At 34.2% G+C, this 21,769-nt stretch carries 20 protein-coding genes, 1 tRNA gene and 1 pseudogene; 12 read left to right on the forward strand and 10 right to left on the reverse strand.

Annotation, left to right across the window (positions count from 1 at the left end; all coding sequences use genetic code 11):
- Nucleotides 1-99: 99 nt before the first annotated feature.
- From HUE88_RS09285 to HUE88_RS09295, 3 genes are all read right to left on the reverse strand, one after another.
- Nucleotides 100-1,275 carry an ammonium transporter family protein gene (locus HUE88_RS09285; RefSeq protein WP_194368429.1) on the reverse strand — a complete coding sequence of 392 codons (1,176 nt, stop codon included), beginning with the start codon at nt 1,273-1,275 and terminating at the stop codon, nt 100-102.
- 160 nt (nt 1,276-1,435) lie between these two features.
- On the reverse strand, nt 1,436-1,774 hold the full coding sequence (locus HUE88_RS09290; RefSeq protein WP_194368430.1) for a P-II family nitrogen regulator: 339 nt from the start codon (nt 1,772-1,774) through the stop codon (nt 1,436-1,438).
- Nucleotides 1,775-1,886: 112 nt separating this feature from the next.
- Entirely contained in the window at nt 1,887-3,143 is a 1,257-nt protein-coding gene (locus tag HUE88_RS09295; RefSeq protein ID WP_194368431.1) for an ammonium transporter, read from the reverse strand.
- 361 nt (nt 3,144-3,504) lie between these two features.
- On the opposite strand from HUE88_RS09295, the gene gyrA reads away from it, so the two are divergent.
- From gyrA to HUE88_RS09345, 10 genes and pseudogenes are all read left to right on the forward strand, one after another.
- The gene (gene gyrA / locus HUE88_RS09300) at nt 3,505-5,991 is read left to right on the forward strand and encodes a DNA gyrase subunit A (RefSeq protein WP_194368432.1); all 2,487 of its coding nucleotides are present in this window, start codon (nt 3,505-3,507) and stop codon (nt 5,989-5,991) included.
- A 44-nt stretch (nt 5,992-6,035) separates the two neighbouring features.
- Nucleotides 6,036-6,596, forward strand: a complete 561-nt coding sequence (locus tag HUE88_RS09305) for an LPP20 family lipoprotein (protein ID WP_194368433.1) — start codon at nt 6,036-6,038, stop codon at nt 6,594-6,596.
- On the forward strand, nt 6,545-6,955 hold the full coding sequence (locus HUE88_RS09310; protein ID WP_194368434.1) for a hypothetical protein: 411 nt from the start codon (nt 6,545-6,547) through the stop codon (nt 6,953-6,955). The genes HUE88_RS09305 and HUE88_RS09310 overlap by 52 nt, the downstream gene beginning before the upstream one ends.
- Nucleotides 6,956-6,988: 33 nt before the next feature.
- A pseudogene (locus tag HUE88_RS09315) lies at nt 6,989-8,282 on the forward strand (sigma-54-dependent transcriptional regulator).
- A 9-nt stretch (nt 8,283-8,291) separates the two neighbouring features.
- Complete coding sequence (locus HUE88_RS09320; RefSeq protein ID WP_194368435.1) at nt 8,292-9,323, forward strand: aspartate-semialdehyde dehydrogenase; 1,032 nt, start codon at nt 8,292-8,294, stop codon at nt 9,321-9,323.
- Between the two features lie 2 nt (nt 9,324-9,325).
- Nucleotides 9,326-9,844 (forward strand): YqhA family protein, encoded by a 519-nt coding sequence (locus tag HUE88_RS09325; RefSeq protein ID WP_194368436.1) that lies wholly within the window; start codon nt 9,326-9,328, stop codon nt 9,842-9,844.
- Nucleotides 9,845-9,865: 21 nt separating this feature from the next.
- On the forward strand, nt 9,866-10,906 hold the full coding sequence (gene hemE, locus HUE88_RS09330) for a uroporphyrinogen decarboxylase (RefSeq protein ID WP_194368437.1): 1,041 nt from the start codon (nt 9,866-9,868) through the stop codon (nt 10,904-10,906).
- A complete protein-coding gene (locus HUE88_RS09335) occupies nt 10,906-11,838 on the forward strand; it encodes a radical SAM protein (protein ID WP_194368438.1) in 933 nt (310 codons plus the stop codon). The genes hemE and HUE88_RS09335 overlap by 1 nt, the downstream gene beginning before the upstream one ends.
- A gap of 57 nt (nt 11,839-11,895) precedes the next feature.
- A tRNA-Asn gene (locus HUE88_RS09340) sits at nt 11,896-11,970 on the forward strand.
- Nucleotides 11,971-12,405: 435 nt separating this feature from the next.
- Entirely contained in the window at nt 12,406-13,611 is a 1,206-nt protein-coding gene (locus tag HUE88_RS09345; RefSeq protein ID WP_194368439.1) for a hypothetical protein, read from the forward strand.
- A gap of 294 nt (nt 13,612-13,905) precedes the next feature.
- On the opposite strand, the gene istB is transcribed toward HUE88_RS09345, so the two are convergent.
- On the reverse strand, nt 13,906-14,712 hold the full coding sequence (gene istB / locus HUE88_RS09350; RefSeq protein WP_194368256.1) for an IS21-like element helper ATPase IstB: 807 nt from the start codon (nt 14,710-14,712) through the stop codon (nt 13,906-13,908).
- Nucleotides 14,703-15,809 carry an IS21 family transposase gene (gene istA / locus HUE88_RS09355; RefSeq protein ID WP_194368257.1) on the reverse strand — a complete coding sequence of 369 codons (1,107 nt, stop codon included), beginning with the start codon at nt 15,807-15,809 and terminating at the stop codon, nt 14,703-14,705. The genes istB and istA overlap by 10 nt, the downstream gene beginning before the upstream one ends.
- A 147-nt stretch (nt 15,810-15,956) precedes the next feature.
- Here istA and HUE88_RS09360 point away from each other — a divergent pair, with 147 nt between their 5' ends.
- A complete protein-coding gene (locus HUE88_RS09360) occupies nt 15,957-16,259 on the forward strand; it encodes a hypothetical protein (protein ID WP_194368440.1) in 303 nt (100 codons plus the stop codon).
- A gap of 7 nt (nt 16,260-16,266) precedes the next feature.
- Here HUE88_RS09360 and HUE88_RS09365 read toward each other — a convergent pair whose 3' ends face one another.
- Genes HUE88_RS09365 through HUE88_RS09385 form a run of 5 tightly spaced genes read right to left on the reverse strand, consistent with a single transcriptional unit; the run spans nt 16,267 to nt 20,219 of the window.
- Entirely contained in the window at nt 16,267-16,734 is a 468-nt protein-coding gene (locus HUE88_RS09365; RefSeq protein ID WP_194368441.1) for an ATP-dependent zinc protease family protein, read from the reverse strand.
- Nucleotides 16,731-17,768, reverse strand: a complete 1,038-nt coding sequence (locus HUE88_RS09370; protein ID WP_194368442.1) for a peptidase M42 — start codon at nt 17,766-17,768, stop codon at nt 16,731-16,733. Before HUE88_RS09370 ends, HUE88_RS09365 begins: the two co-directional genes overlap by 4 nt.
- 28 nt (nt 17,769-17,796) lie before the next feature.
- On the reverse strand, nt 17,797-18,846 hold the full coding sequence (locus HUE88_RS09375) for a succinylglutamate desuccinylase/aspartoacylase family protein (RefSeq protein ID WP_194368443.1): 1,050 nt from the start codon (nt 18,844-18,846) through the stop codon (nt 17,797-17,799).
- Between the two features lie 2 nt (nt 18,847-18,848).
- Nucleotides 18,849-19,781: a 30S ribosomal protein S6--L-glutamate ligase gene (gene rimK / locus HUE88_RS09380; protein WP_194368444.1), complete on the reverse strand. Its 933-nt coding sequence runs from the start codon at nt 19,779-19,781 to the stop codon at nt 18,849-18,851.
- A gap of 3 nt (nt 19,782-19,784) precedes the next feature.
- Nucleotides 19,785-20,219, reverse strand: coding sequence for an ATP-dependent zinc protease family protein (locus HUE88_RS09385; protein WP_194368445.1), 435 nt, complete (start codon nt 20,217-20,219; stop codon nt 19,785-19,787).
- Between the two features lie 179 nt (nt 20,220-20,398).
- Between HUE88_RS09385 and mgtE the strand changes: the two genes are divergently transcribed.
- On the forward strand, nt 20,399-21,766 hold the full coding sequence (gene mgtE / locus HUE88_RS09390; RefSeq protein ID WP_194372611.1) for a magnesium transporter: 1,368 nt from the start codon (nt 20,399-20,401) through the stop codon (nt 21,764-21,766).
- Nucleotides 21,767-21,769: the final 3 nt, after the last annotated feature.

Below are 21,769 nucleotides of genomic sequence, written 5' to 3' on the forward strand. Positions count from 1 at the left end.
AATCAAGTTTGGAATGACGACAACCCCGTCAACCTGAAACAGCAACTCGGTCACTCTGAAACAGCAACTACGTCACCCTGAACTTGATTCAGGGTCTAGTTAGATAGCACGTTTGAATTCTGGATAAGCTTCTACACCACACTCGTTAACATCCATACCTTCAACTTGAGCATCATCTTCTGCTCTAAATCTTGATATTTTATTTATAACATATAGAACTACAAATGAAACACTAAATGCAAAAACCGCTACGATTACAACACCTTTTAACTGTGCCATAAAAGAGACGCTATCTACAAATATTCCAACTGCCAATGTTCCCCATATACCATTCACCAAGTGTACAGAGAGTGCTCCAACAGGATCATCTAATTTTAGTTTATCAAAAATAGGAACTGCAAAGACAACTAAAGCACCACCGATAAGACCAATTAAAATAGGTGTGTACATGTCATACAAATCAGGTCCAGCAGTAACTGCAACTAAACCACCCAGCGCACCATTTAAAATCATAGTAATATCAAGAAGTTTATATCTGAAGTACATAATAAAACCAGCGATAATTGCACCTGCGAGACCTGCTGTATTAGTATTCATAATAGTTTTAGCAACACTGTTCGCATTCTCAACAGAAGAGATGGAGCCAACACTTCCACCATTAAATCCAAACCAACCTATCCATAAAAGAAGTGCACCTAAAACAACAAGTGGTATGTTTGAAGCTGGAATAACTCTAATTTTTCCATCTACATAACGACCCTTTCTTGGACCCATTATCATAATAGCAGCAAGAAGAGCCCAGCCACCTGTTGAGTGAATCACAGTTGAGCCTGCTAAGTCATACATGTCAATATCAAGCATTGTACCTGCAATAATATCTGCACCCCAAGTGACATTTACTACCAAAGGATATATTACTGCACCCATTACAACTGTAAAAATAGCTAGAGGAATAATGCGAACACGCTCACTAACACCACCACTCATAATATTTACAGTTTTACCAACAAATGCCATTTGAAACATAAAAACAGCCCATATACTCTGAGTATCACTCTCCCAGCTACCAAAAGCAAGCTCATAACCTACTAACAAAAATGCCAAAGAGGCAACTGCGTAAATCATTACATTTATTGTAAGAACGGCAGAGACATTTTTTGTACGTACAAGTCCAGCTTCAAGCATTGCAAAACCAGGAACCATAAAGATTATTAAGACCATTGTGAATAGCGTAAAGAAAGTATCGATTATATATTTAAAATCAGCTTCTAACATGTAAGTATCCTTTTAAAATTTAAGGAAGTATTATAGCTTAATGATTATACAGGATTTTATTTTATTGATTATTTTTTAATCAATTGTGAATATTTAAAGTTTTTGGAAGTCTCTACATGTAAGTACAGCTAAAAGGAATTTCTCCCTTTTAGTGTGTGTTTTATATAGCCTCGATGTCAGTTTCACCAGTACGTATACGGATAATTTTTTCAATGTTTGTAACGAATATTTTACCGTCACCTATTTTACCAGTTCTAGCAGCTTCTACAATTGTACTCGTAACTTGATCAACCATATCATCAGACACTACCATTTCCATTTTTATTTTTGGTAAAAAGTCTACTACGTACTCAGCACCACGGTAAAGTTCACTATGACCTTTTTGACGACCATAACCTTTAACTTCACTTACTGTCATTCCATCGATGCCAATTTCTGCTAAGGCATCTTTTACATCTTCTAATTTAAATGGTTTAATAACCGCTTCTACTCTTTTCATAATAATATCTCCAAATTTTAGTTTAAAATTGTAACCATATTTAAGGTTTAATGCAACTTATCATATCTCTATTCCTAAAGGGGGAATTAACTTCTCCCTCTAAGCGTTCCAGTTATAGGTTAATCGCTTTTTCACCGTGAACTGTTTCATCAAGACCTTTTGCTTCAGTCTCTTCATCAACTCTACCACCACCAGTTAAAGCAGACGCAATAAAGTAAACTATTGCTGTTACTACACCACTGTAAACAATTGTTAATCCGATTGCTTTAAATTGACTTAGAAGTTGAGACATCATGTCATAATCTTTAGCCATTGCATAATCAGCAATAAAGATTGCCGTAGCAATTGAACCCCAGATACCAACTAAACCGTGAATCCAGAATGCATCTAAAGAGTCATCAACTTTGAACATGTTTTTAAGCTTAGAAACACCATAAAAACCTAATGCACCACCAACTAAACCTATGATAATCGCACCCTCAACACCAGCAGAACCAGCAGCAGGAGTGATAGCAACAAGACCAGCAACAGCACCAGAAGCACCACCAACTAGAGTAGCTTTTTTGTAAACTAACCACTCAACTGCAATCCAGCCTATAACACCAAGAGACGCAGCAACATTTGTAACTAAAAAAGCAGATGCAGCAACGCCATCAGCAGCTAGTTCAGATCCAGCATTAAAACCGAACCAACCAAACCATAATAGAGCAGCACCTAAAGATACTAATACAGGAGAAAATGGCTTAATAGCAACTTTTCCATAATCTTTTCTTCTTCCTAAAATCATTGCAACAACAAAACCTGCAACACCAGCATTTAAGTGAACAACAGTACCACCGGCAAAGTCCATCTCACCAAAGTTTAATGTAGTCGAATTACCACTCCACGCCCAGTGTGTAATAGGAGCATAAACAGCTACAATCCATAATGCAACAAACACCATAAATGTAGAGAATTTAACTCTCTCAATCATTGAACCACTAGCAATAGCAACTGCAATCGCTGCAAATGTCCCTTGAAATGCTACAAACAGTAACTCAGGAATTGTTCCACTTAAAGTGTCTGAAGTAATTCCAGAAAGTAAAACTTTACCACTACCAATTAAATCACCATCACCAAATGCTACTGAGTAACCAACTAATACCCACACTAAACTACCAACTGCGAAAGCACCTAAACTCATACTTATAGTATTAATAACATTTTTACTACGAGTAAGACCGCCATAAAATAGTGCTAACCCCGCAGGTGTCATTAACATTACTAAAGCCGTAGCAACTAACATCCAAGCAGTGTCACCGCTGCTTAACGTATCCTCTGCAAATACAAATGTTGGCAATGCCAACAGAGCAAGAAAAAATCTCTTCATCTATTATCCTTTTTTGTTTAACTTCCAAAATTATACAAGTTATGTGTGATGTATTAATCATAAAAGTGATTAATTTTTAATCAACATCACCAAATGCGCTATTTTGTGAATATAAATATTTGTATAAAGAGCAATTAGACTCTGAATCAAGTTCAGAGTGACAGAGTTGTTGTCATTCCAAGCTTGACTTGGAATCTAGTTTATGAATTTTGAAAATATTTTTCTAGAAGATTGTTGAGAGAAATTAGATACAACTACATAAAAAATAATTTATTTTGTATTTTTTATAAATTTTACAAATACCTTAAGGGACAATCAGATATTATAAAAGAATTTTATTTTTGAAAGACTAGGTGTGTATATGGGCGATTTGCTAAACAACGATGAGATACAAACTATAAATATTGAAGAGACTCTTCAAAACAGCTACCTTGATTACTCTATGAGTGTAATCGTAGGTCGGGCACTCCCTGATGTTCGTGACGGATTAAAACCTGTTCATAGAAGAATTCTATATGCGATGGACAAACTAAACCTTTCTCACGGTGCGAAGTTTAAAAAATCTGCTCGTATAGTCGGTGACGTTATTGGTCAGTACCACCCTCACGGCGATACTGCAGTTTATGATGCTCTTGTTCGTATGGCTCAGGATTTCTCTATGAGAATGCAACTTGTTGACGGTCAAGGAAACTTCGGTTCTGTGGACGGCGACAGTGCGGCTGCTATGAGATATACAGAAGCTCGTATGACCAAGTACGCTGGTGAGCTTTTAAAAGATCTTGATAAAAACACAGTTAATATGATAGACAACTACGACGGAACTACAAAAGAGCCTGATGTAATGCCAACCCGTGCTCCAAACCTTCTTATAAATGGTTCATCAGGTATTGCAGTTGGTATGGCAACAAATATTCCACCTCATAATCCAACTGAAATCATGAATGGATTAAAAGCTCTTCTTAAAAATCCAGATATTGAACTGTCTGAAATAATGAGACATATCAAAGCTCCCGATTTTCCAACCGGCGGTATTATCTTTGGTAAAAAAGGGATTATGGATGCGTACGAAACTGGCCGTGGCCGTATAAAAGTTCGTGCTAAAACCCATATAGAGAAAAAAGGGCACAGAGATATTATTATTATTGATGAGCTTCCTTATCAAGTAAATAAGGCACGTTTAATAGAGAATATAGCTAACCTTGTTAAAGACAAAATGATTGATGGTGTTTCAGAGATTCGTGATGAGTCTGACCGTGACGGTATGAGAGTTGTTATTGAACTAAAAAAAGATGCTATGAGTGAAATAGTTCTTAACAATCTTTTCAAGCAAACGAGCATGCAGACTACATTTGGTATTATCATGCTTTCTATATTAAATCAAGAGCCAAGAATCTTTGGAATCATAACTATATTAAAACACTTTATAAATCACCGTAAAACTATTATTATTCGCCGTACAATTTTTGACCTTGAAAAAGCAAAAGCGAGAGCGCATATTTTAGAAGGTCTTAAAAAAGCACTTGATATTATTGATCAAATTATAAAAGTAATCAAAGCAAGTAAAAATGTAGAAGAAGCACGTGACAATCTAGTTTCAGAGTTTGAATTCTCTCAAATCCAAGCACAAAGCATTGTAGATATGCGTCTTGGGAAACTTACAGGTTTAGAGCGTGAGAAAATTGAAAATGAATTACTAGAGCTTCTTACACTTATTGAATATCTAGAGTCAATTCTAAAGAGTGAAGAAATTTTACACGGGATAATTAATGATGAGTTTGATGAACTTCTTGTTACATATACTGATGCTAGACGTACAGAAATTGAGGATGATTACGACGATATAGATATTGAGGATTTAATCCCTAATGAGCCAATGGTTGTAACTATCACTCACAGAGGCTACATCAAAAGAGTTCCTCTAGCTTCTTATGAAAAACAAAAACGTGGTGGAAAAGGCAAAATTGCTGTAACTACTTACGAAGATGACTTTATAGAGAGATTCTTTACATGTAACACTCACGATACACTTCTGTTTGTAACAGACCGTGGTCAATTACACTGGTTGAAAGTTTACAAAATCCCTGAAGGAAGCAGAATTGCTAAAGGCAAAGCTGTTGTAAATCTTCTTAACCTTATGGCTGATGAAAAAATTCGCTCTATTATCCCTACAACTGATTTCAGTGAAGAGAAGGGTCTAGTATTTTTCACACAAAAAGGTATTGTTAAACGAACAAACCTTAGTGAGTTTTCAAATATCAGAAGCAACGGAGTTAGAGCAATAGTTCTTGATGATGATGATGCACTAATTACTGCAAAAATAGCTGATCAAGATATTAAGTATCTATTTATAGTAACAAAACTTGCTCAATGTATTAAATTTGACATTGAAAAAACTCGTGAACAAGGTCGTAGTACTCGTGGTGTAAGAGGTATTAAGTTCAAACACGAAGATGATGAAGTGATTGATGCAAATATTATCGCAAGTGATGAGCAGGAGATTTTAATTGTTGCAGAAAAAGGTATCGGAAAAAGAACTGATGCTGGCGAATACAGATTGACAAATCGTGGTGGTTCTGGTGTTATAGCTATGAAAATGACTGCTAAAACTGGAAAGTACATTGTTGGATGTCTGATGGTTGATGAAGGTATGGATATGATGGCTCTTACAAAAGCCGGCAAGATGATTAGAGTAGATATGCAGACTATCTCAAAATCTAGCAGAAACACATCTGGAGTATATATTGTAAAGGGTGATGATGTTGCAAGTGTTTCTCGTTGTCCAAAACAACCGATAGATGATGAAGAAGAAGATGAGAATCTTCTCCTTGATCCAAGTGAGTTGGTATAGTAGTTGCTTTAGCTCCTATATTAAATCATGCTAAGGGACAAACCATGAAATATTCTATATTACTTGCACTGCTTTTAAGTGTTTCTTCACTATTTGGAACTGATAAAATTCAATCAGTTGACACTTCGGTTATGGAGCAGACAAATGCAGAGCTTGCTAAAGCAAGAGCTGAAGCGAATCAAGCAAAAGCTGATCTTCTTCAAGTAAACCTTGAGAGAGAGCAAGAAGCTTTAAGTGCTGCTGAGGCTGATGAAGCAAGAGCAGCTATGCAAAGAGAAGCTGTTTTAAGTGCTAATCAAACTATTCATATAAGCGTTACAGGTCAAGGCGTTGCCCCTATGAATACTGTTTCTCCTGCTCAAGCTTATGCTTTAGCAAAAAGAGCAGCAATTGCAGATGCTTACAGAGCTATAGCTGAAAAAGTAAAAGGTGTTCGTATTGATGGTCAAGACTTAATCAAAAATATGATGGTTCAAAGATCAGTTATTCGTACTTCTGTTAATGCAATGATTAGAAATGCCAATGTTGTTGAAACAACTTTTAAAGAGGGACTATGCGAAGTAGAGATGGAAATCGTAATTTCACACTCAGACTTTGCTCAATAATATTTTTTAATTCACTTGCACTAAATGCGAGTGAATTCCTTATCTCCTACCGATATGTCGTAAAAGACTCTCTTCTTTACAATGAAACACTTAATATATCAGAAGCTATGACAAAATGCGATGGAAAACCATATGAATATTTTGTTTTAGAAAACAACAATAATAAAAATTTAAAAAAACTCATCTCTCAAAACTCTGAAGATTTTTTAAAGTACATACATAAACTTGGTCTACATGTAGAACATAAAGAAGAGACTATAAACTTGCAAAACAGATCAACAACAATACTCACGCTTAAAACAACTTGTTTCAAAGTCGATTTTAATGATAATTTTGCTAGAATTTCACCATTAAAATAAGGGTTTAAATCACCCAAAAACATAGGGCTATTAGTGAAAATTGCAATCGTTGAAGATGATATTAATATGAGAAAATCTCTTGAGATTGCTATGAGCGACTATGAAGAGTTTGAAATTAAAACATTTAAAAATGCAAAAGATGCCCTAAAAAACCTTGATGATAGTTTTGATTTAGTCATAACTGATATCAACATGCCAGGAATGGATGGTATAGAGTTTATTAAAACTTTAAATGGTAAATTTGAAGTTATTATGATGACAGGAAACGCAACTCTCCAAAGGGCAATAGAGTCTATTCATCTCGGAGTGAAAGATTTTTTACTTAAACCTTTTGACGTAGATACTTTAATTACAGCAATAAGAAGAGAAGACAAAGTTCAAAAAGCCAAAAAAAAGCTCCCTATTGCTAATACCAAGAACACTACTAACGGCTTTTTAGGAACATCAAAAGCACTAAAGTCTGTTTTAAACATTGCCGATAAAGCGTGTAAAACTGATGCAAGTATTTTACTTTTAGGTCAAAGTGGTGTTGGGAAGGAAGTATTTGCCTCTTACATCCATGAAAATTCTCCAAGAGCAAAAAAAACCTTTTGTTGCTATAAATATGGCTGCGATACCTGAAAATTTGATTGAGAGTGAGCTTTTTGGATTTGAAAAAGGTGCTTTTACTGACGCGAGTGAAGCAAAAGCAGGACTATTTGAGCTTGCGCAAGGTGGAACACTGTTTTTAGATGAGATTGGGGAAATGCCTTATGGTGTCCAAGCTAAACTGCTTCGTGCCCTTCAAGAAAAAGAGGTAAGAAGACTTGGCTCTTCTAAAAGCATAAAAATAGATATAAGAGTAGTTTCAGCAACAAATGCAAATCTTAACAACAAGATTAAAGATGGGACATTTAGAGAAGATCTTTATTACCGTTTAAACACTATTCCACTAAATATTCCACCGCTAAAAGATAGAGTGGAAGAGATTTTAGAGATTGCTTATAAAGTACTTGAGCAAAACTGCCAAAAGTACAATTTTAATCTTAAGAGTTTTTCGAGTGAAGCGGAGAAACAACTTTTATCTTATAGTTGGCCTGGAAACATAAGAGAGCTTATCTCTGTTGTAGAGAGAGCCGTTATTTTAAGTGAAACAGATGAGATTACACCCGAGGAGCTTTTTTTGGAATCTCGTGGATTAACGCAGGACAAAGACATTTCAAGCATGGAAAAAGAGCTAATTAAAGAAGTACTTAGTTCTGAGGATGGCGATATAGAAAAAGCATCTGAGATTCTTGGAATGAGTATATCGATTTTAGTAAAAAAAATAAAAACTTATAAACTATAGGAGAGAAAAATGAGAAAATACAATGTAGCAGTAGTTGGAGCAAATGGGGCGGTTGGTGAAGAGATATTAACAATATTACAAGAGATTGACTTCCCTTTAAACAAACTGGTTCCATTGGCAAGTGCTAGAAGTATAGGCAAAACTGTAGAGTTTAATGGAAAAGACATAGCTATACAAGAGCTTACTACTGATGTTTTTGAAGAAGAAGAGATTGAAATTGCACTTTTTAGTGCTGGTGGAAATATTAGTGAAAAGTTCGCTCCATACGCTGTTAAAGCTGGTGCTGTTGTTATTGACAATACATCTCACTTTAGAATGGATAAAAATATTCCTCTTGTTGTCCCTGAAGTAAACCCTGAAGACATCGCAAAATGGGAAACTAGCGGAATCATAGCAAATCCAAACTGCTCAACTATTCAGATGGTACAAGTTCTAAAACCTCTTGATGAAGCTTATGACTTGGTTAGAGTTGATGTTAGCACATATCAAGCAACATCAGGAGCTGGTAAAGAGGCGATGGAAGAGTTAGTGACGCAAATGCAAGACTTTTTTGCTTTTAAACTAAGCGACTCTGAGCATAAAGTTTTCAACCAACAAATTGCTCTAAATGTAATCCCTCAAATTGATGTTTTCATGGAAAATGGATACACAAAAGAGGAGATGAAGATGATTAACGAAACTACTAAAATCATGCATAAAGAGATTCCTCTTAGTGCTACATGTGTTCGTGTTCCAACTCTTCGTGGTCATGCAGAAGCCTTGTCTCTTACTTTTAACTCTGATGTTCAAGCAGACAAGGTTAGAGAGATTTTAAGCAAAGCACCAAACATTGTGATTTTAGACAAGCCAGAAGAAGCTCTCTACCCTATGCCTGCTACATGTGTGGATATGAATGAAACTTTTGTAGGACGTATAAGAAATGACAACTTCTCTAAAAAAATGATTCACCTGTTTATAGTTGCTGACAATCTTAGAGTTGGCGCAGCTACAAATGCTGTAAGAATTGCTCAAAAATGGGCTGAGATGCAAGAGGAGAAGTAGTTATGATTGAAAGATTATTTGAAAACTCCCTGTGGGGCTCAAGATTTATAATAATTCTCGCTGTTGTTTTTGGTCTTATTGGAGCAGTTGTACTATTTATTGTAGCTAGTTTTGATATATATGACACTGCAAAATTTGTTATAAACACATACTTTAATAACGCCCATCCAGAGAATTTTCACGAAGATGTTGTAGCTGGAATCATAGGCGCTGTTGATTTATACCTAATAGGTGTTGTTATGCTTCTTTTTTCTTTTGGTCTATATGAACTGTTCATTTCTGACATAGATGCGGCGAGAGATGATACAGGAGGAGAAAACAAAATATTGTCTATACACTCCCTTGATCAACTAAAAGATAAAATTTCAAAAGTTATTGTAATGGTACTTGTTGTTGGTTTTTTTCAAAAAGTAGGTCATACTCACTATGATGGTGCCTTAGATATGTTATACTTCGCGCTATCAATTACTGCCGTTGCAGTTGGTCTTTTCTTCTTGGGGAAAGTCGGAAAAAGTCATTAAATTATAAGTAAAAGGAAAAAAATGAGTAAAATATTTGTAGACGCATGCTTTGGAAAAGAGACTCCATACACACCAGTTTGGATGATGAGACAAGCAGGTCGTTATCTTCCAGAATATATGAAAGTTCGTGCAGAAGCAGGAAACTTTTTAAACCTTTGTCATGACCCTAAAAGAGCAGCAGAGGTTACTATTCAACCACTTGATATTGTTGGTGTTGATGCGGCTATTTTATTTAGTGACATCCTTGTTATACCTGATGAAATGGGTATGGATTTAGAGTTTATCAAAGGTGAAGGTCCAAAGTTTAACGACCCTCTTTCAACTCAAGAAGACTTAGACAGACTTCTAGGTGGTGAAGAAGCAGCTTCAAAACTTACTTACGTTTATGAGACTATTGAACTACTAAGAGAGCAACTTGATGCCAGAGGTGATGAAAAAGCACTTATCGGTTTTACTGGTGCTCCTTGGACTCTTGCTACTTACATGATTGAAGGTCAAGGTACAAAAACTTACAACATTTGTAAAAAAATGATGTACTCAAACCCTGAACTTTTACACAATATACTTAGAAAAGTTACTGAAGTTGTTAAACTATATATGGAAAAACAAATTCAAGCCGGTATTGATGTTGTACAAATCTTTGACTCATGGGCAGCTGCTATTGAGCCGGGTAAGTATGATGAGTTCTCTTGGAGTTACATGGTAGAGATTGCTGAGTACTTAAAAGAGAAATACCCACATATTCCAGTAATCATGTTCCCTAAAGGTATCCCTGCATTTTTAGATAAAGTATACGGAAACTTTGATGTATTTGGTGTTGATTGGTCAACTCCAATGTCACTTGCAAAAGAAAAACTTGGTGACAAGTACGTTCTTCAAGGAAACATGGAGCCTTGTCGTCTTTACTCTAAAGAAGCAACTACTCACTGTGTAGAAGTTATACAAGAGACTATGGGAACTAAAAGACATATCTTCAACCTAGGTCACGGGATTTTACCTGATGTTCCAGTTGAAAATGCTATACACTTTGTTAAAGAGTGTCAAAGAGTTAGTAAAAAATAGTGAAAACGATTTTCGGTCCTATAAACTCAAGAAGATTTGGTTCTTCTTTGGGTATAGACCTCTCCCCTGCCCTTAAACAGTGTAATTTTGACTGCCTTTACTGCGAGTTAGCACCAAGCGCAACTGTAGATACTCAATCAAATACAGTAGATATCCCAACAATTATTAATGAGCTAAAAGAGCATTTAAACGACAAGATTGATGTTATAACACTTACTGCAAATGGCGAACCTACACTTTATCCACAACTAAGTGAACTTATAGATGAGATAGACAAAATAAAAAATAAAACTCAAACTCTCATACTTACAAACAGCGCTACTCTTGTTGATGAAAAGGTATTTAACTCACTTTTAAAACTTGACCAGGTAAAACTCTCACTTGATGCTGTAAGCGAAGATGTGTTTAAAAAAATAGATAGACCGCATAAAAGTATGCATGTAGAAAGTATTGTTGAAAAAGTAATAGAGTTTAGTAAAGTTTACAAAGGCAAACTTTTTATAGAGATACTTTTTGTGTATGGTTTAAATGATACAAAGCAAGAGATACAAAAACTAAATAAAGTTTTACTGCAATTGAATGTTACAAGGGTAGACCTAGGGACGATAGACAGACCTCCAGCTTACCCAGTTAGCGGAATAAGCTACAAAGAGCTACACGAGGCATCTTTAGAGTTTGACAGCTCTTTACCCATACATATAGCATCAAGGGTTCATGCAGAACCAAACAACTCAAACTACACAAATGAAGAGATACTAAATACACTTGATAAAAGACCATTAACTATGGATGACATTAACTTACTCTTCGATGAAGAGAGTAAAAAACGACTTCAAACACTAATAAAAGAGTCAAAAATAGTAAAAAAAATAGTCGGAAATTTAGAGTTTTTGATTCTACATGTAAACGAAAAAAGAAAACTAAAAAAGTAGCTTGAAAAGCCTTGACTTTTCAAGCACCATAAAGTATAATTTCGACCTCTTAAACATTCCGGATTAGCTCAGCGGTAGAGTAGGTGACTGTTAATCACTTGGTCACTGGTTCGAATCCAGTATCCGGAGCCATTACTTTTTAAACTCCTAAATACCGTACTTTCCAACTGAATTATATACTTACTGTGCCCAAGTGTGCCCACTATATTTCACCTAAAAAAATTTTGATAGAGTTACAAAGTCCTTGATTGTGGTCTTTTATAGTTTTTTGTATATTATTTAAGAATTTCCAGTATCTGGAGCTATTCAACTTATGTTAATTATTCCTATTATGGGCTAAAAATATCTACGCTTTAGTATATGAAATCACTTAAATAGTTTACTAGAAGCTGTTATATAGGTGGTTGCTGTTACCTAGATTAGTTTAATTAATTTTGTATATTTAGTATTTTGAGTAAAATTTCGAAAGTCATTTGTTTTTTTATATTATTTTTTGTATTTAAGGTTTTTTATATATAATTGTTGACTTTATATTTGTTATTAAAAATATAAATATTGGAGTTTCCCGTGGATATTATCAAAATTACATTATCTATTATAAGTATATTTATAGTGGCTTTTATTCTGTATATTGCTACAACAATTTTCACTATATTTGATGATGCTAGTTCTCATGATACATCTCTTTATGAATATAGTACCTTCAAATGTAAGGATAAAGATTTTACTCTTACTGCTCCTGCTATACTTTACCACTACAACTTTACTGGTAGTTCTTCAAGTGCAAACAAAACATATCGTTTTACATATCATCTAAATGATGGGAAAGAGGATTATATGTCTGTTGTTAAAACTTACCCTATTGGAAGTAAATTTAAGTTTATAAACATATATGAAAGCTCTTCATTTTCATCAGGTAGAATGATAGATTTCTTAATTGAAGATGAGCGAGGATTAAGAAGTTTAGTTAGTAATTTGGAAATAAGTATAAATCAGTGTAGTCTAGATAAGATTGATAAATCACAAGAAAATTATTACCCATCAGGAATGAAAACAAAAGTTAAAAATAGAAACAATCTATTTACTATAGAAGCTGAATTGTATGATTTTTCAACAGATAGAGCATATCTTAGTAATATAGCTAAACAAGAAAATAATACTGATAGTAAATCTACACTTACAATAAAAATTCCAAATAAAGAGTACCTATATTTTACTAGAAATATTGTAGAAGAACACATTACTAATATTAAAGATAATAATTTATCAATAAAAATTGAGTTTGATAGTAAAAATGTTTTTATCCCTACTTTTTTTCTTGAAGGAAAAAGTTTTTCACAATATAGTTGCCAAGACATAAATATATCAGATATATATTCATGTTATAAAAGCTTTCCTAAGTGGCTAAATAGACCTTATAAAAAAGATCTATATATAAAGATATCAACCTTAAAGGACTTAAAAGAACAACTCTCTTTATTAAAAAACAATGATTATATAATTATTGCCTATTTACCATTAGTCACTGAGGATGATGATAATTATTATCTAATGGTAGATGATTATCTAAAGGCTATATACAGTTATAATAAAATTAAAGTAATAAATAGTGATAAGAACATATCAAAAATAAATTTCCTACTTATGGGTACTAAAGGGAACTTTAATTTGGGAAGAGGTTTAAATATTTTAGATAATTCAGGAAAATTACAAAAAAATATTTTCTTTTTAGACCCTAAGCTTGATGTAAAGCTTAGTGCTTTTAAACTATAACGTAATGAAAAATGGGTGTAGGAAACCTAAGTAAAGATTATAAAAAGCTCTAAAATACGTCCAAAATAAATATTTTTTTGGATTTTTAAAAAGTAGAAAGCTGGAATCAACTAGCAAGTTACGATTTATCGTAAAATATTTCAGGCTAAATCATTATTTTTTTCTTTTTATTGCAAAAAAATCGGCAAGGTATCCTAATTGAAAAATATATTTACTGTACCTGTCAAGAGCGGAGTTAAATTCGGCAGTTTTTCGTAAGAAATATTACGAATTGTAACCTTAAGCGACGATGGTTTAATTTATCCCTTTGATTGATTTTTTGGCTTTAAACTTATACAAGTCTGAATCTACCATTCCCTCCTCTTTTTTTTCTTTCAATCGATATGAATCTCCAAGTATATTTATAATATGAGAGTGGTGTAAAAGTCTGTCTAAAATAGCTGTAGTAACAACTTTATCATTTGCAAATATTCCACTCCATTGGCTAAACACAAGATTTGAAGTGACAATTGTTGCTCCTCTTTCATAGCGTTTGGATATTACTTGAAAAAAGTGATGGGCATCTTCTTTGCTCATTGGAAAGTAGCCTATTTCATCTATTACAAGCAGAGATGGTGTCATGATAGACTGACGGATAAAAGAGTCATAGCGTTTCTCTTTTTTGGCATTGCTCATCTGCATAATAAGGTCAGAGATTGTTATAAATCTGGCTTTGATGCGTTTTTGAACAGCTTGATAAGCAAGTGCTATTGCTAAGTGAGTTTTACCAACTCCAGACTGGCCAAGTAATATAATGTTCTCTTTGCGTTTGATGAACTCAAGAGTGGAGAGTTCTTCTATCTGTCTACGATTAACTCCGACAGTGAAATCAAAGTCAAACTGCTCAAGTGTTTTTATAGTTGGAAATCCTGCCATTTTTGTGAGCGTTGCACGCGAACGAGTAGCTCTGCTGTCTGCTTCGAGTTTTAGCACTTCATAAAGATATTCACTATATTTCCAACCTTCTTTTGCTGCACGGTTTCCAAGCTCATGATGAAACTCGTTAAACATTGGCAGTTGCAACTCTTTACACAAATATTCTATCTTCTCATTTAGTTCCATAAAGCACCTCCAACTGCATAAGCAGGAATAAGCATATAAGCCATAACAGGGATAAACTCATCATAGCTTTGTAAATCACGATTTGGAATATGAATGGTAATTCTATTGGATGTTTGGCTATTTTTTGATACACTTTGTGCTGTAGCTTTTATTGGGTGGATACCGTGATAAGGCTTCGGTAGAGGTAGCAAATGCAATTGCTCTTCTGCCAACATATCAAATGGCTTATGCATAGTTGTTTGATGTATTCTAGAGTTAGCTGTGAAATCCAGCCAATCCATAACTTCCGCATTTGCATTCTCCAAGGTCATTTTATAACCCATCATAGAGAGTCTAGTTTTAAACATGTTGTGAAAACTGTATCTCAAATAGTGATTAAATCTCTCAACCTTGCCCTTAGTTTGAGCACGATATGGCTTACAAACTTTAAGTTGCATTCCGCAATGTTTCTCTGCGAAATCTCGAAACTGCTCATTAAATTTATGCTTACCAAATCCATAAGCATTTCTTTTAATAATTACTGTCTTCATGTTGTCATATAGACCTTCTTGTGGAACTCCACCGAAGTAACTAAATGCGTTCATATGACATTTTATTAGGGTTTCTACTTTTTCATCAGATACATATTCAACATATGACGCTCGAGAATAGCCCATTGTTGCCACAAATGCAGACAAGCCTTCTTTTGGAAATTCTACCCAGTCAACTTGCATCTGTTTACCAGGGTCTGTCTCAAACCTAACTAGCGGTTCTTCATCTTTTACTTTTTGGCGGAGCTCATGACGAAGCACAACATCATTCATCCAGCGAAGTGAACCTCTATAGCCTAATTTCTGAATCTCTTGATAAATTGACGATGAAGGAATAGAAACACCTAGTTTATGTGCCTCTTCTAGCATTCTGGCAATATTTGGAAGGTATGGATCAACTGTTGTTTCAACTGCATCTCGTTTAATGACTGGAACATAGCCTTCAGGCATCTTTGCATATTTAGCAACTGTATCTCTGTTAATGCCTAGTTTACGAGCTATGGCACTTTTACTAAGTCCATCTTTGAGCATTTTATGAATCATTTTTACTTCACCTTTTTTAAGCATTCATCTCCTTCCAAATTTTTGAAAAAAGACTTTAACAAAATTAATTTGTTTCTTTAAGCTTTTGGTTGTAAAAACTACTTTTTAGCAGCTTTCCGTACTGCCTATTTTAACTCCGCCGATGACAACAACTACTCTACAGCAAAAAATGTGATTATAAAAGACCTTATAGAGATAGACTTTGATATTGAAAATGACTTTAAAGACATTGAAAACATAACCAGAGAAGTTTTTCAAAATGAAAATACAAATAATGATTTTTCTGTACAATTGAACTCTTCTAAAACTGCTATTAGTGCTCAAATTTGGTATGAAACACATTACAAAGAGTCTCTAAAAAACAGAGGTGAATTTACTATAAAATTATTAAACGAGTATAAAAAACACCCGACAATTGTGCTTAAAAGAGGTGCTAGTAAATCTTCAAAACAAAAACAAGATGACGAAGAGTAATAAATAGTTATTGTTGTTTTGAATTGTAAGATAAATCTTTTTTATTAACATCAACGACAAAGCCCTGTTTTAAAAGTTCTCTTCCAATCAACAACGGGTAGCGCATTGTATCTCTATAAGCAAGAGAGACCTCTATATCGTAGGTTTTATTGTAGATTACTATTTTTGTTTTTATAAAATATCTTTTTTCAGTTTTTCCGTTTGAACTCTTTACATCCGATATTCTTGAAATTGGCTTTACAACATAACCGTCTGTCAATCTTTCATTTTTGTTATTGAGTACTATAAACTTTACTAAACTATCTTCTATCTGCGTTATCTCTGTACAGTGTAAAGAGGAAGTTTTTGCACCCGTATCTATTTTTGCCTGAATGTTATAAATATTGAATTCAGGCAAATCAAATCTATCTACTTTTCCCAATATCTCTTGAGAGTAAAGAGTGCAGACTAAAAAGATTAATATTAAAAATCTCATGTTTTCTCAATATACAATCTTCTAAGAATAGTTATCATACTCTCAACAGCTTTTATAGAAGCTGTTTCATTTACAGTGTGATAACCGATAGTTGGAATTTGAAGCGTTGCACCTTGGATAGTTCCTTTGGTAGCGTGAATTATTCTTCCAAGTTCTGTAGTTCCAAGTGAGCCTTTTATGCCACTTTGCAACATCTTATTTTTCAGATAAGCATCTTTAAAGTGATATTTTATGTTCTCTTCTATTGCTATGTTTTTTATTATATTTTTAAGCGGAGACCTAAAAACTGCGTTTTCATCTCTATGTCTTAAAATAACATTTAGGTTTTTTATATCTTCTAAATTTTCATATGGACTAGTATCTAGAACTAGCAACTCGTTAGTTGATATATCGAATCTTCTAAACCACTCCAACAAGAACCTCCAGCTTTTTCCAGCTTCTTCTGAGGAAGTGAAAAAAGCAGTTCCTTTATAGCCAGTCATGTACATGTAGATAATAATTGCAACAGAGAGTACATTGTCCAGCTGTGCAGATATCAAGTCATCTTTAAACTCCAATTTGTCCATAAAAGCTATCGGTGTCCCAGGAAACAAAAAGTCAAAGCCCTCAACATTGAAAATTATATTGTTTCTTCTTTCACATAAGTAAGCATCTCGAATAACACCTAGTCCGAGATAACTTCCTGACCATGGCTCATAAGCTTGAACTTTTTCATCAACAAATCTTGATGTGAACCTATGCAAAAGTTGCTCAGAGTTTGAAGTACCTGTTAAGTCTGCTCTATTTTTTGCAATAAAAGCAGCATACTGAAATTCATTATGTCCGGTACATATAAGACCGTGCCTATCTGCGTGAGCAGAGATATATCCGCTCGTAGGGTCCTTGCCTTTTGCTACCAACACACCATCATAATATTCAACTTTTATACCAATTTCTTCAAGCTCTCTTTTTATAAACATAAAAAAAGAGTGTTCTGCTCCAACTACACTCGGAATACGAATAAGTTGCTTTAAAATGTCATAAAATCGTTCCATGTTTTATCCTACATATATTTCTAAAAAATTATTCTATAATATCTTCACTATTTAATTCGTAAAATTCACTTTGTTCGATTATATTTTCATTAAAGTGTTCTATTTTGTCATCTGCCATTTCAAGATTGTTAAACTTTGCAATATGAAAAACTGCATCACCGGCTTGAACAAGCGGAATCTCTGATTTACCTATTATAACACCATCAAAAGGTGATATTATCTCGAAATTTTCATCATCTAACGGCTCATCAATATATGCAATTATTTCACCTTTTTCGACGGTATCACCAAGTGCTTTTATAGTTCTCAGCATTCCACTTTCACTAGAACGTATCCACTTACTATCTCTTGTAACTATTGGTGTTTTTCTAGCTGTTTTTCTAAATACCATTGGTAACATATCGTTTTCTCTTAGCACGTTAACAATTCCCTGAACCCCTATTCTAATGCAAGTCTCATCAAAACGCAGAGCTTCTCCCGCTTCATAAAGCAAAATTGGAATTCCGGCTTCTTGCGCAACAGAACGTAGTGACCCATCTCTTAACTCAGAGTGCAAAATCACAGGAGCCTGAAAAGCTTTTGCTAGGTTGAATGTATACTCATTATCTATATTTGTCCGAACTTGTGGCAGGTTAGACTTATGTATAGATGCCGTATGCAAATCTATCCCCAAATCACATTTTGTTACAATTTCATCAAAAAATATTTTAGCAACTCTACCTGCCAATGAACCTTTTGAACTTCCTGGAAAACTTCTATTTAGATCTCTTCTATCTGGCAGATATCTTGATAATGTCATAATTCCATATACATTTACAATTGGAACCAATATAATAGTTCCTTTAAGTTTTTTTAAAATCTCTAGCTTTCTAAACCTTCTTATTATCTCTATGCCATTTAATTCATCTCCATGAATTGCTGCACTTATAAAAACAGTTGGACCATCTTTTTTTCCTCTTATTACCCTTACAGGGAGATTTGTAGGGGTATTATAAAGCTTTGGCATTTCGATATTAATCGTTGTGTTGACACCCTTTGGTATCTCTACACCGGCTAAAATTAATTTGGAACTTGACATTTCTAAGCCCCGATACTATCTTTTTTTATTCTCTTTTGTTTTACTTTAGTATCACTTTTTGGAGTGACATTTTTTTCAATGTAATCCATAATTTTTTCAGCTATGTCAATATTTGTTGACTTCTCAATTCCCTCAAGACCTGGAGAGGAGTTTACTTCCATAACAAGAGGCCCTCTTGATGACTCTATCATATCAACTCCACAAACTCCAAGACCCATAGCTTTTGCAGCAGATAATGCTGTTGATTTTTCTTTTCTTGTTAGTTTATGAGCTGTCGCTTTCCCACCTTGGTGCAAGTTCGACCTAAAATCACCCTCTGCACCCTGTCGTTTCATGGCTCCTACAATTTCTCCACCAACAACTAATACTCTTATATCTGCACCGCCTGCTTCTTCGATGTACTCTTGAACAAGTAGATTCACATCCATTCCGTAGAATGCATCAAGAACTGATTTGGCAGCCTTTTCGCTGTCAACCAAAACAACCCCGACACCTTGTGTCCCCTCAAGTATTTTCAATATCAAAGGTGCTCCGCCGCTAAGTTCAATAACGTCTTTCGCAGTAGATTTATTTGAGGCAAAAACAGTTTTTGGCATATCAACACCGTTTTTTGACAAAATTTGCAAACTTCTCAACTTATCCCTGCTTCTAGAAACAGCCAAGCTCCCTGAAACACTAAAAACATCCATCATCTCAAAGTGTCTAACCATAGCCGTTCCATAAAACGTTCTACTTGCTCCGATTCTTGGAATAATTGCATCCGGAACAGGCAACTGTTCACCCAGATAATTAATGCCCAGTTTTCCTTTTGCTATTTCAATACTGCATTTTAAGTAGTCTATAACCCTAACTTCCCACCCTTTTTGTTTGGCTGCTTCAACCAATCTTTTTGTAGAATAAAGATTTTTATTTCTAGATAATATATATACTCTCATTATTTATTTTTCCTTTATAGTTTGTTTGCATAGATACTCTTGCGAGACATCAACTAAAAACTTATTTGCTAAAAACTTTCTTCCGATTAGCATTGGATACTTCATATCAGCACGATTTGTTAATGAGATGATTGTGTTGTACATCTTGCCAAAAAACTCTACAGTGACCTTAATCGAAGGTCTCTCTTGTATTGTTCCGTTAGAACTTTTTACATGCTTCATCTTATATAGCGGCATAATAATTTTTTTACCGTGATATGATTCATGAACTTCATCCAATAATCTAAAATGGACTAAATTTTGATTATCAACAAATATATGATCACAATGTAAAGCATTTGAGTCAGCTCCGGTGTCAACTTTTGCATCTAGATTGTAGAGTTCTAAATCTACAATAGATATTAACTCTTTTTTTCCTACTACTATTTTTTCATGCATTACACTTCCTATTTTATACTTATACAAAATCATTATCTTTGCATATTTAATTTATGATTATATCAAGTAAACCCATTTTTTTTATCCATGTTTCCTATCAACTATATCATTTTTACAAAATATCAGCTATATAATATTGTATACTAATCAAATAAAAAAATAATTACTAGTTGGCAAAATTGAAAACAAATCAAGAAGAGTTAGAAACGCTCATTGAACTAATCGCACTACACACTGAATTATATAAAGATAATATATCCAATATTCACCCTTATGATATAGCAATGTCGCTACTAAAGCTAAGAGAGCTTAACAGTGATGAATACGTAAAAGTTATAAAGAAAATACCACATGATTTATTTGCAGAAGTACTCTCAGAGCTTCCAGACTACGTCCAAGAAGAGACAGCAGATTTACTAAGTGTAAAAAAACTCGCCGACATTGCCTCAAAAATGGATACAGATGATGCAGCAACTCTGATTCAAAATATTAGTGAAGAGAATGAGGAGATATCACAACATATTCTTAAAACTTTTAATGATGAAGACAAAGAGTTAATAGAACAACTTATTGCCTATGAAGAGGATGAAGCAGGTTCCTACATGCAAGCCGAACTTTTTAGTGCAAACATCACTGAACATATCGGTACTGCAATTAAAAGATTGAAATATTTAAAAGAGAGCGGAGAAGTAGATAATATTTGGCATGTACATCTAGTAAATGACAAAAAAAAATACATCGGCTCCATAGGTCTTGAAGATTTAATAATTTTTGAACATGAGTTAAAATTTGAAGATATATCTTTGGATAAACACAGAACTTTTTTTGTAAATCACAAAACGGATATTAAAGATGTTGTGGATATGGTAACAAACTACAACCTGACATCTGTTCCAGTTGTTGACAACTACGGCAGACTCATAGGAAGGATTACCTCAGATGATATTTATGATATTATCCAAGAGACTGCTACGGAACAAATCTTTAATCTAGCAGGGGTTAATGATGAGGCTGAGCAAGAAGAGAATATGTTTGAGATTGGAAAAACAAGGGCAATATGGCTAGGGTTAAATCTTTTAACAGCGATTGCTGCGTCTATTGTAATAGGGTTGTTTGACACCACAATTCAGTCTTTAGTGGCACTCGCAATTTTAATGCCGATAGTTGCTTCAATGGGAGGAAATGCCGGCACTCAAACACTGACAGTTACGGTACGTCAAATGGCTCTTGGAGATATTGAGGGTGCTGATGCAAAAAAAACAATAATTAAAGAGGTGTTGATATCTTTGGCTAACGGCTTTATTTTTGCCACACTAATCGGTATTGTTTCTTATTTTTGGTTCAATATACCGATGTTAGGTCTGGTTATAGCCATATCTATGATTATCAACCTAGTAAGTGCCGGCTTTTTTGGAAGTATTATACCTCTTGTTCTTCAAAAAGCAGGTGTTGATCCGGCAATAGGCAGCACCGTCTTACTAACCACAATAACTGATATTGTTGGATTTTTTAGTTTCTTGGGTTTAGCTACCCTTATTTTATTATAGAGG

This window comes from Candidatus Sulfurimonas baltica, from assembly GCF_015265455.1.
Taxonomy (GTDB): Bacteria; Campylobacterota; Campylobacteria; order Campylobacterales; family Sulfurimonadaceae; genus Sulfurimonas; species Sulfurimonas baltica.

Excerpts from the sequence above, each read along its gene's own strand:
- HUE88_RS09295 (WP_194368431.1), bottom strand. The coding sequence starts at position 3,143 with ATGAAGAGATTTTTTCTTGCTCTGTTGGCATTGCCAACATTTGTATTT.
- HUE88_RS09370 (WP_194368442.1), bottom strand. The coding sequence starts at position 17,768 with ATGGAACGATTTTATGACATTTTAAAGCAACTTATTCGTATTCCGAGT.
- istB (WP_194368256.1), bottom strand. The coding sequence starts at position 14,712 with ATGGAACTAAATGAGAAGATAGAATATTTGTGTAAAGAGTTGCAACTG.
- HUE88_RS09325 (WP_194368436.1), top strand. The coding sequence starts at position 9,326 with ATGATTGAAAGATTATTTGAAAACTCCCTGTGGGGCTCAAGATTTATA.
- istA (WP_194368257.1), bottom strand. The coding sequence starts at position 15,809 with ATGCTTAAAAAAGGTGAAGTAAAAATGATTCATAAAATGCTCAAAGAT.
- HUE88_RS09385 (WP_194368445.1), bottom strand. The coding sequence starts at position 20,219 with ATGCATGAAAAAATAGTAGTAGGAAAAAAAGAGTTAATATCTATTGTA.
- hemE (WP_194368437.1), top strand. The coding sequence starts at position 9,866 with ATGAGTAAAATATTTGTAGACGCATGCTTTGGAAAAGAGACTCCATAC.
- HUE88_RS09375 (WP_194368443.1), bottom strand. The coding sequence starts at position 18,846 with ATGTCAAGTTCCAAATTAATTTTAGCCGGTGTAGAGATACCAAAGGGT.
- HUE88_RS09285 (WP_194368429.1), bottom strand. The coding sequence starts at position 1,275 with ATGTTAGAAGCTGATTTTAAATATATAATCGATACTTTCTTTACGCTA.
- HUE88_RS09310 (WP_194368434.1), top strand. The coding sequence starts at position 6,545 with ATGCGAAGTAGAGATGGAAATCGTAATTTCACACTCAGACTTTGCTCA.
- HUE88_RS09365 (WP_194368441.1), bottom strand. The coding sequence starts at position 16,734 with ATGAGATTTTTAATATTAATCTTTTTAGTCTGCACTCTTTACTCTCAA.
- rimK (WP_194368444.1), bottom strand. The coding sequence starts at position 19,781 with ATGAGAGTATATATATTATCTAGAAATAAAAATCTTTATTCTACAAAA.
- HUE88_RS09320 (WP_194368435.1), top strand. The coding sequence starts at position 8,292 with ATGAGAAAATACAATGTAGCAGTAGTTGGAGCAAATGGGGCGGTTGGT.
- gyrA (WP_194368432.1), top strand. The coding sequence starts at position 3,505 with ATGGGCGATTTGCTAAACAACGATGAGATACAAACTATAAATATTGAA.
- HUE88_RS09290 (WP_194368430.1), bottom strand. The coding sequence starts at position 1,774 with ATGAAAAGAGTAGAAGCGGTTATTAAACCATTTAAATTAGAAGATGTA.
- HUE88_RS09305 (WP_194368433.1), top strand. The coding sequence starts at position 6,036 with ATGAAATATTCTATATTACTTGCACTGCTTTTAAGTGTTTCTTCACTA.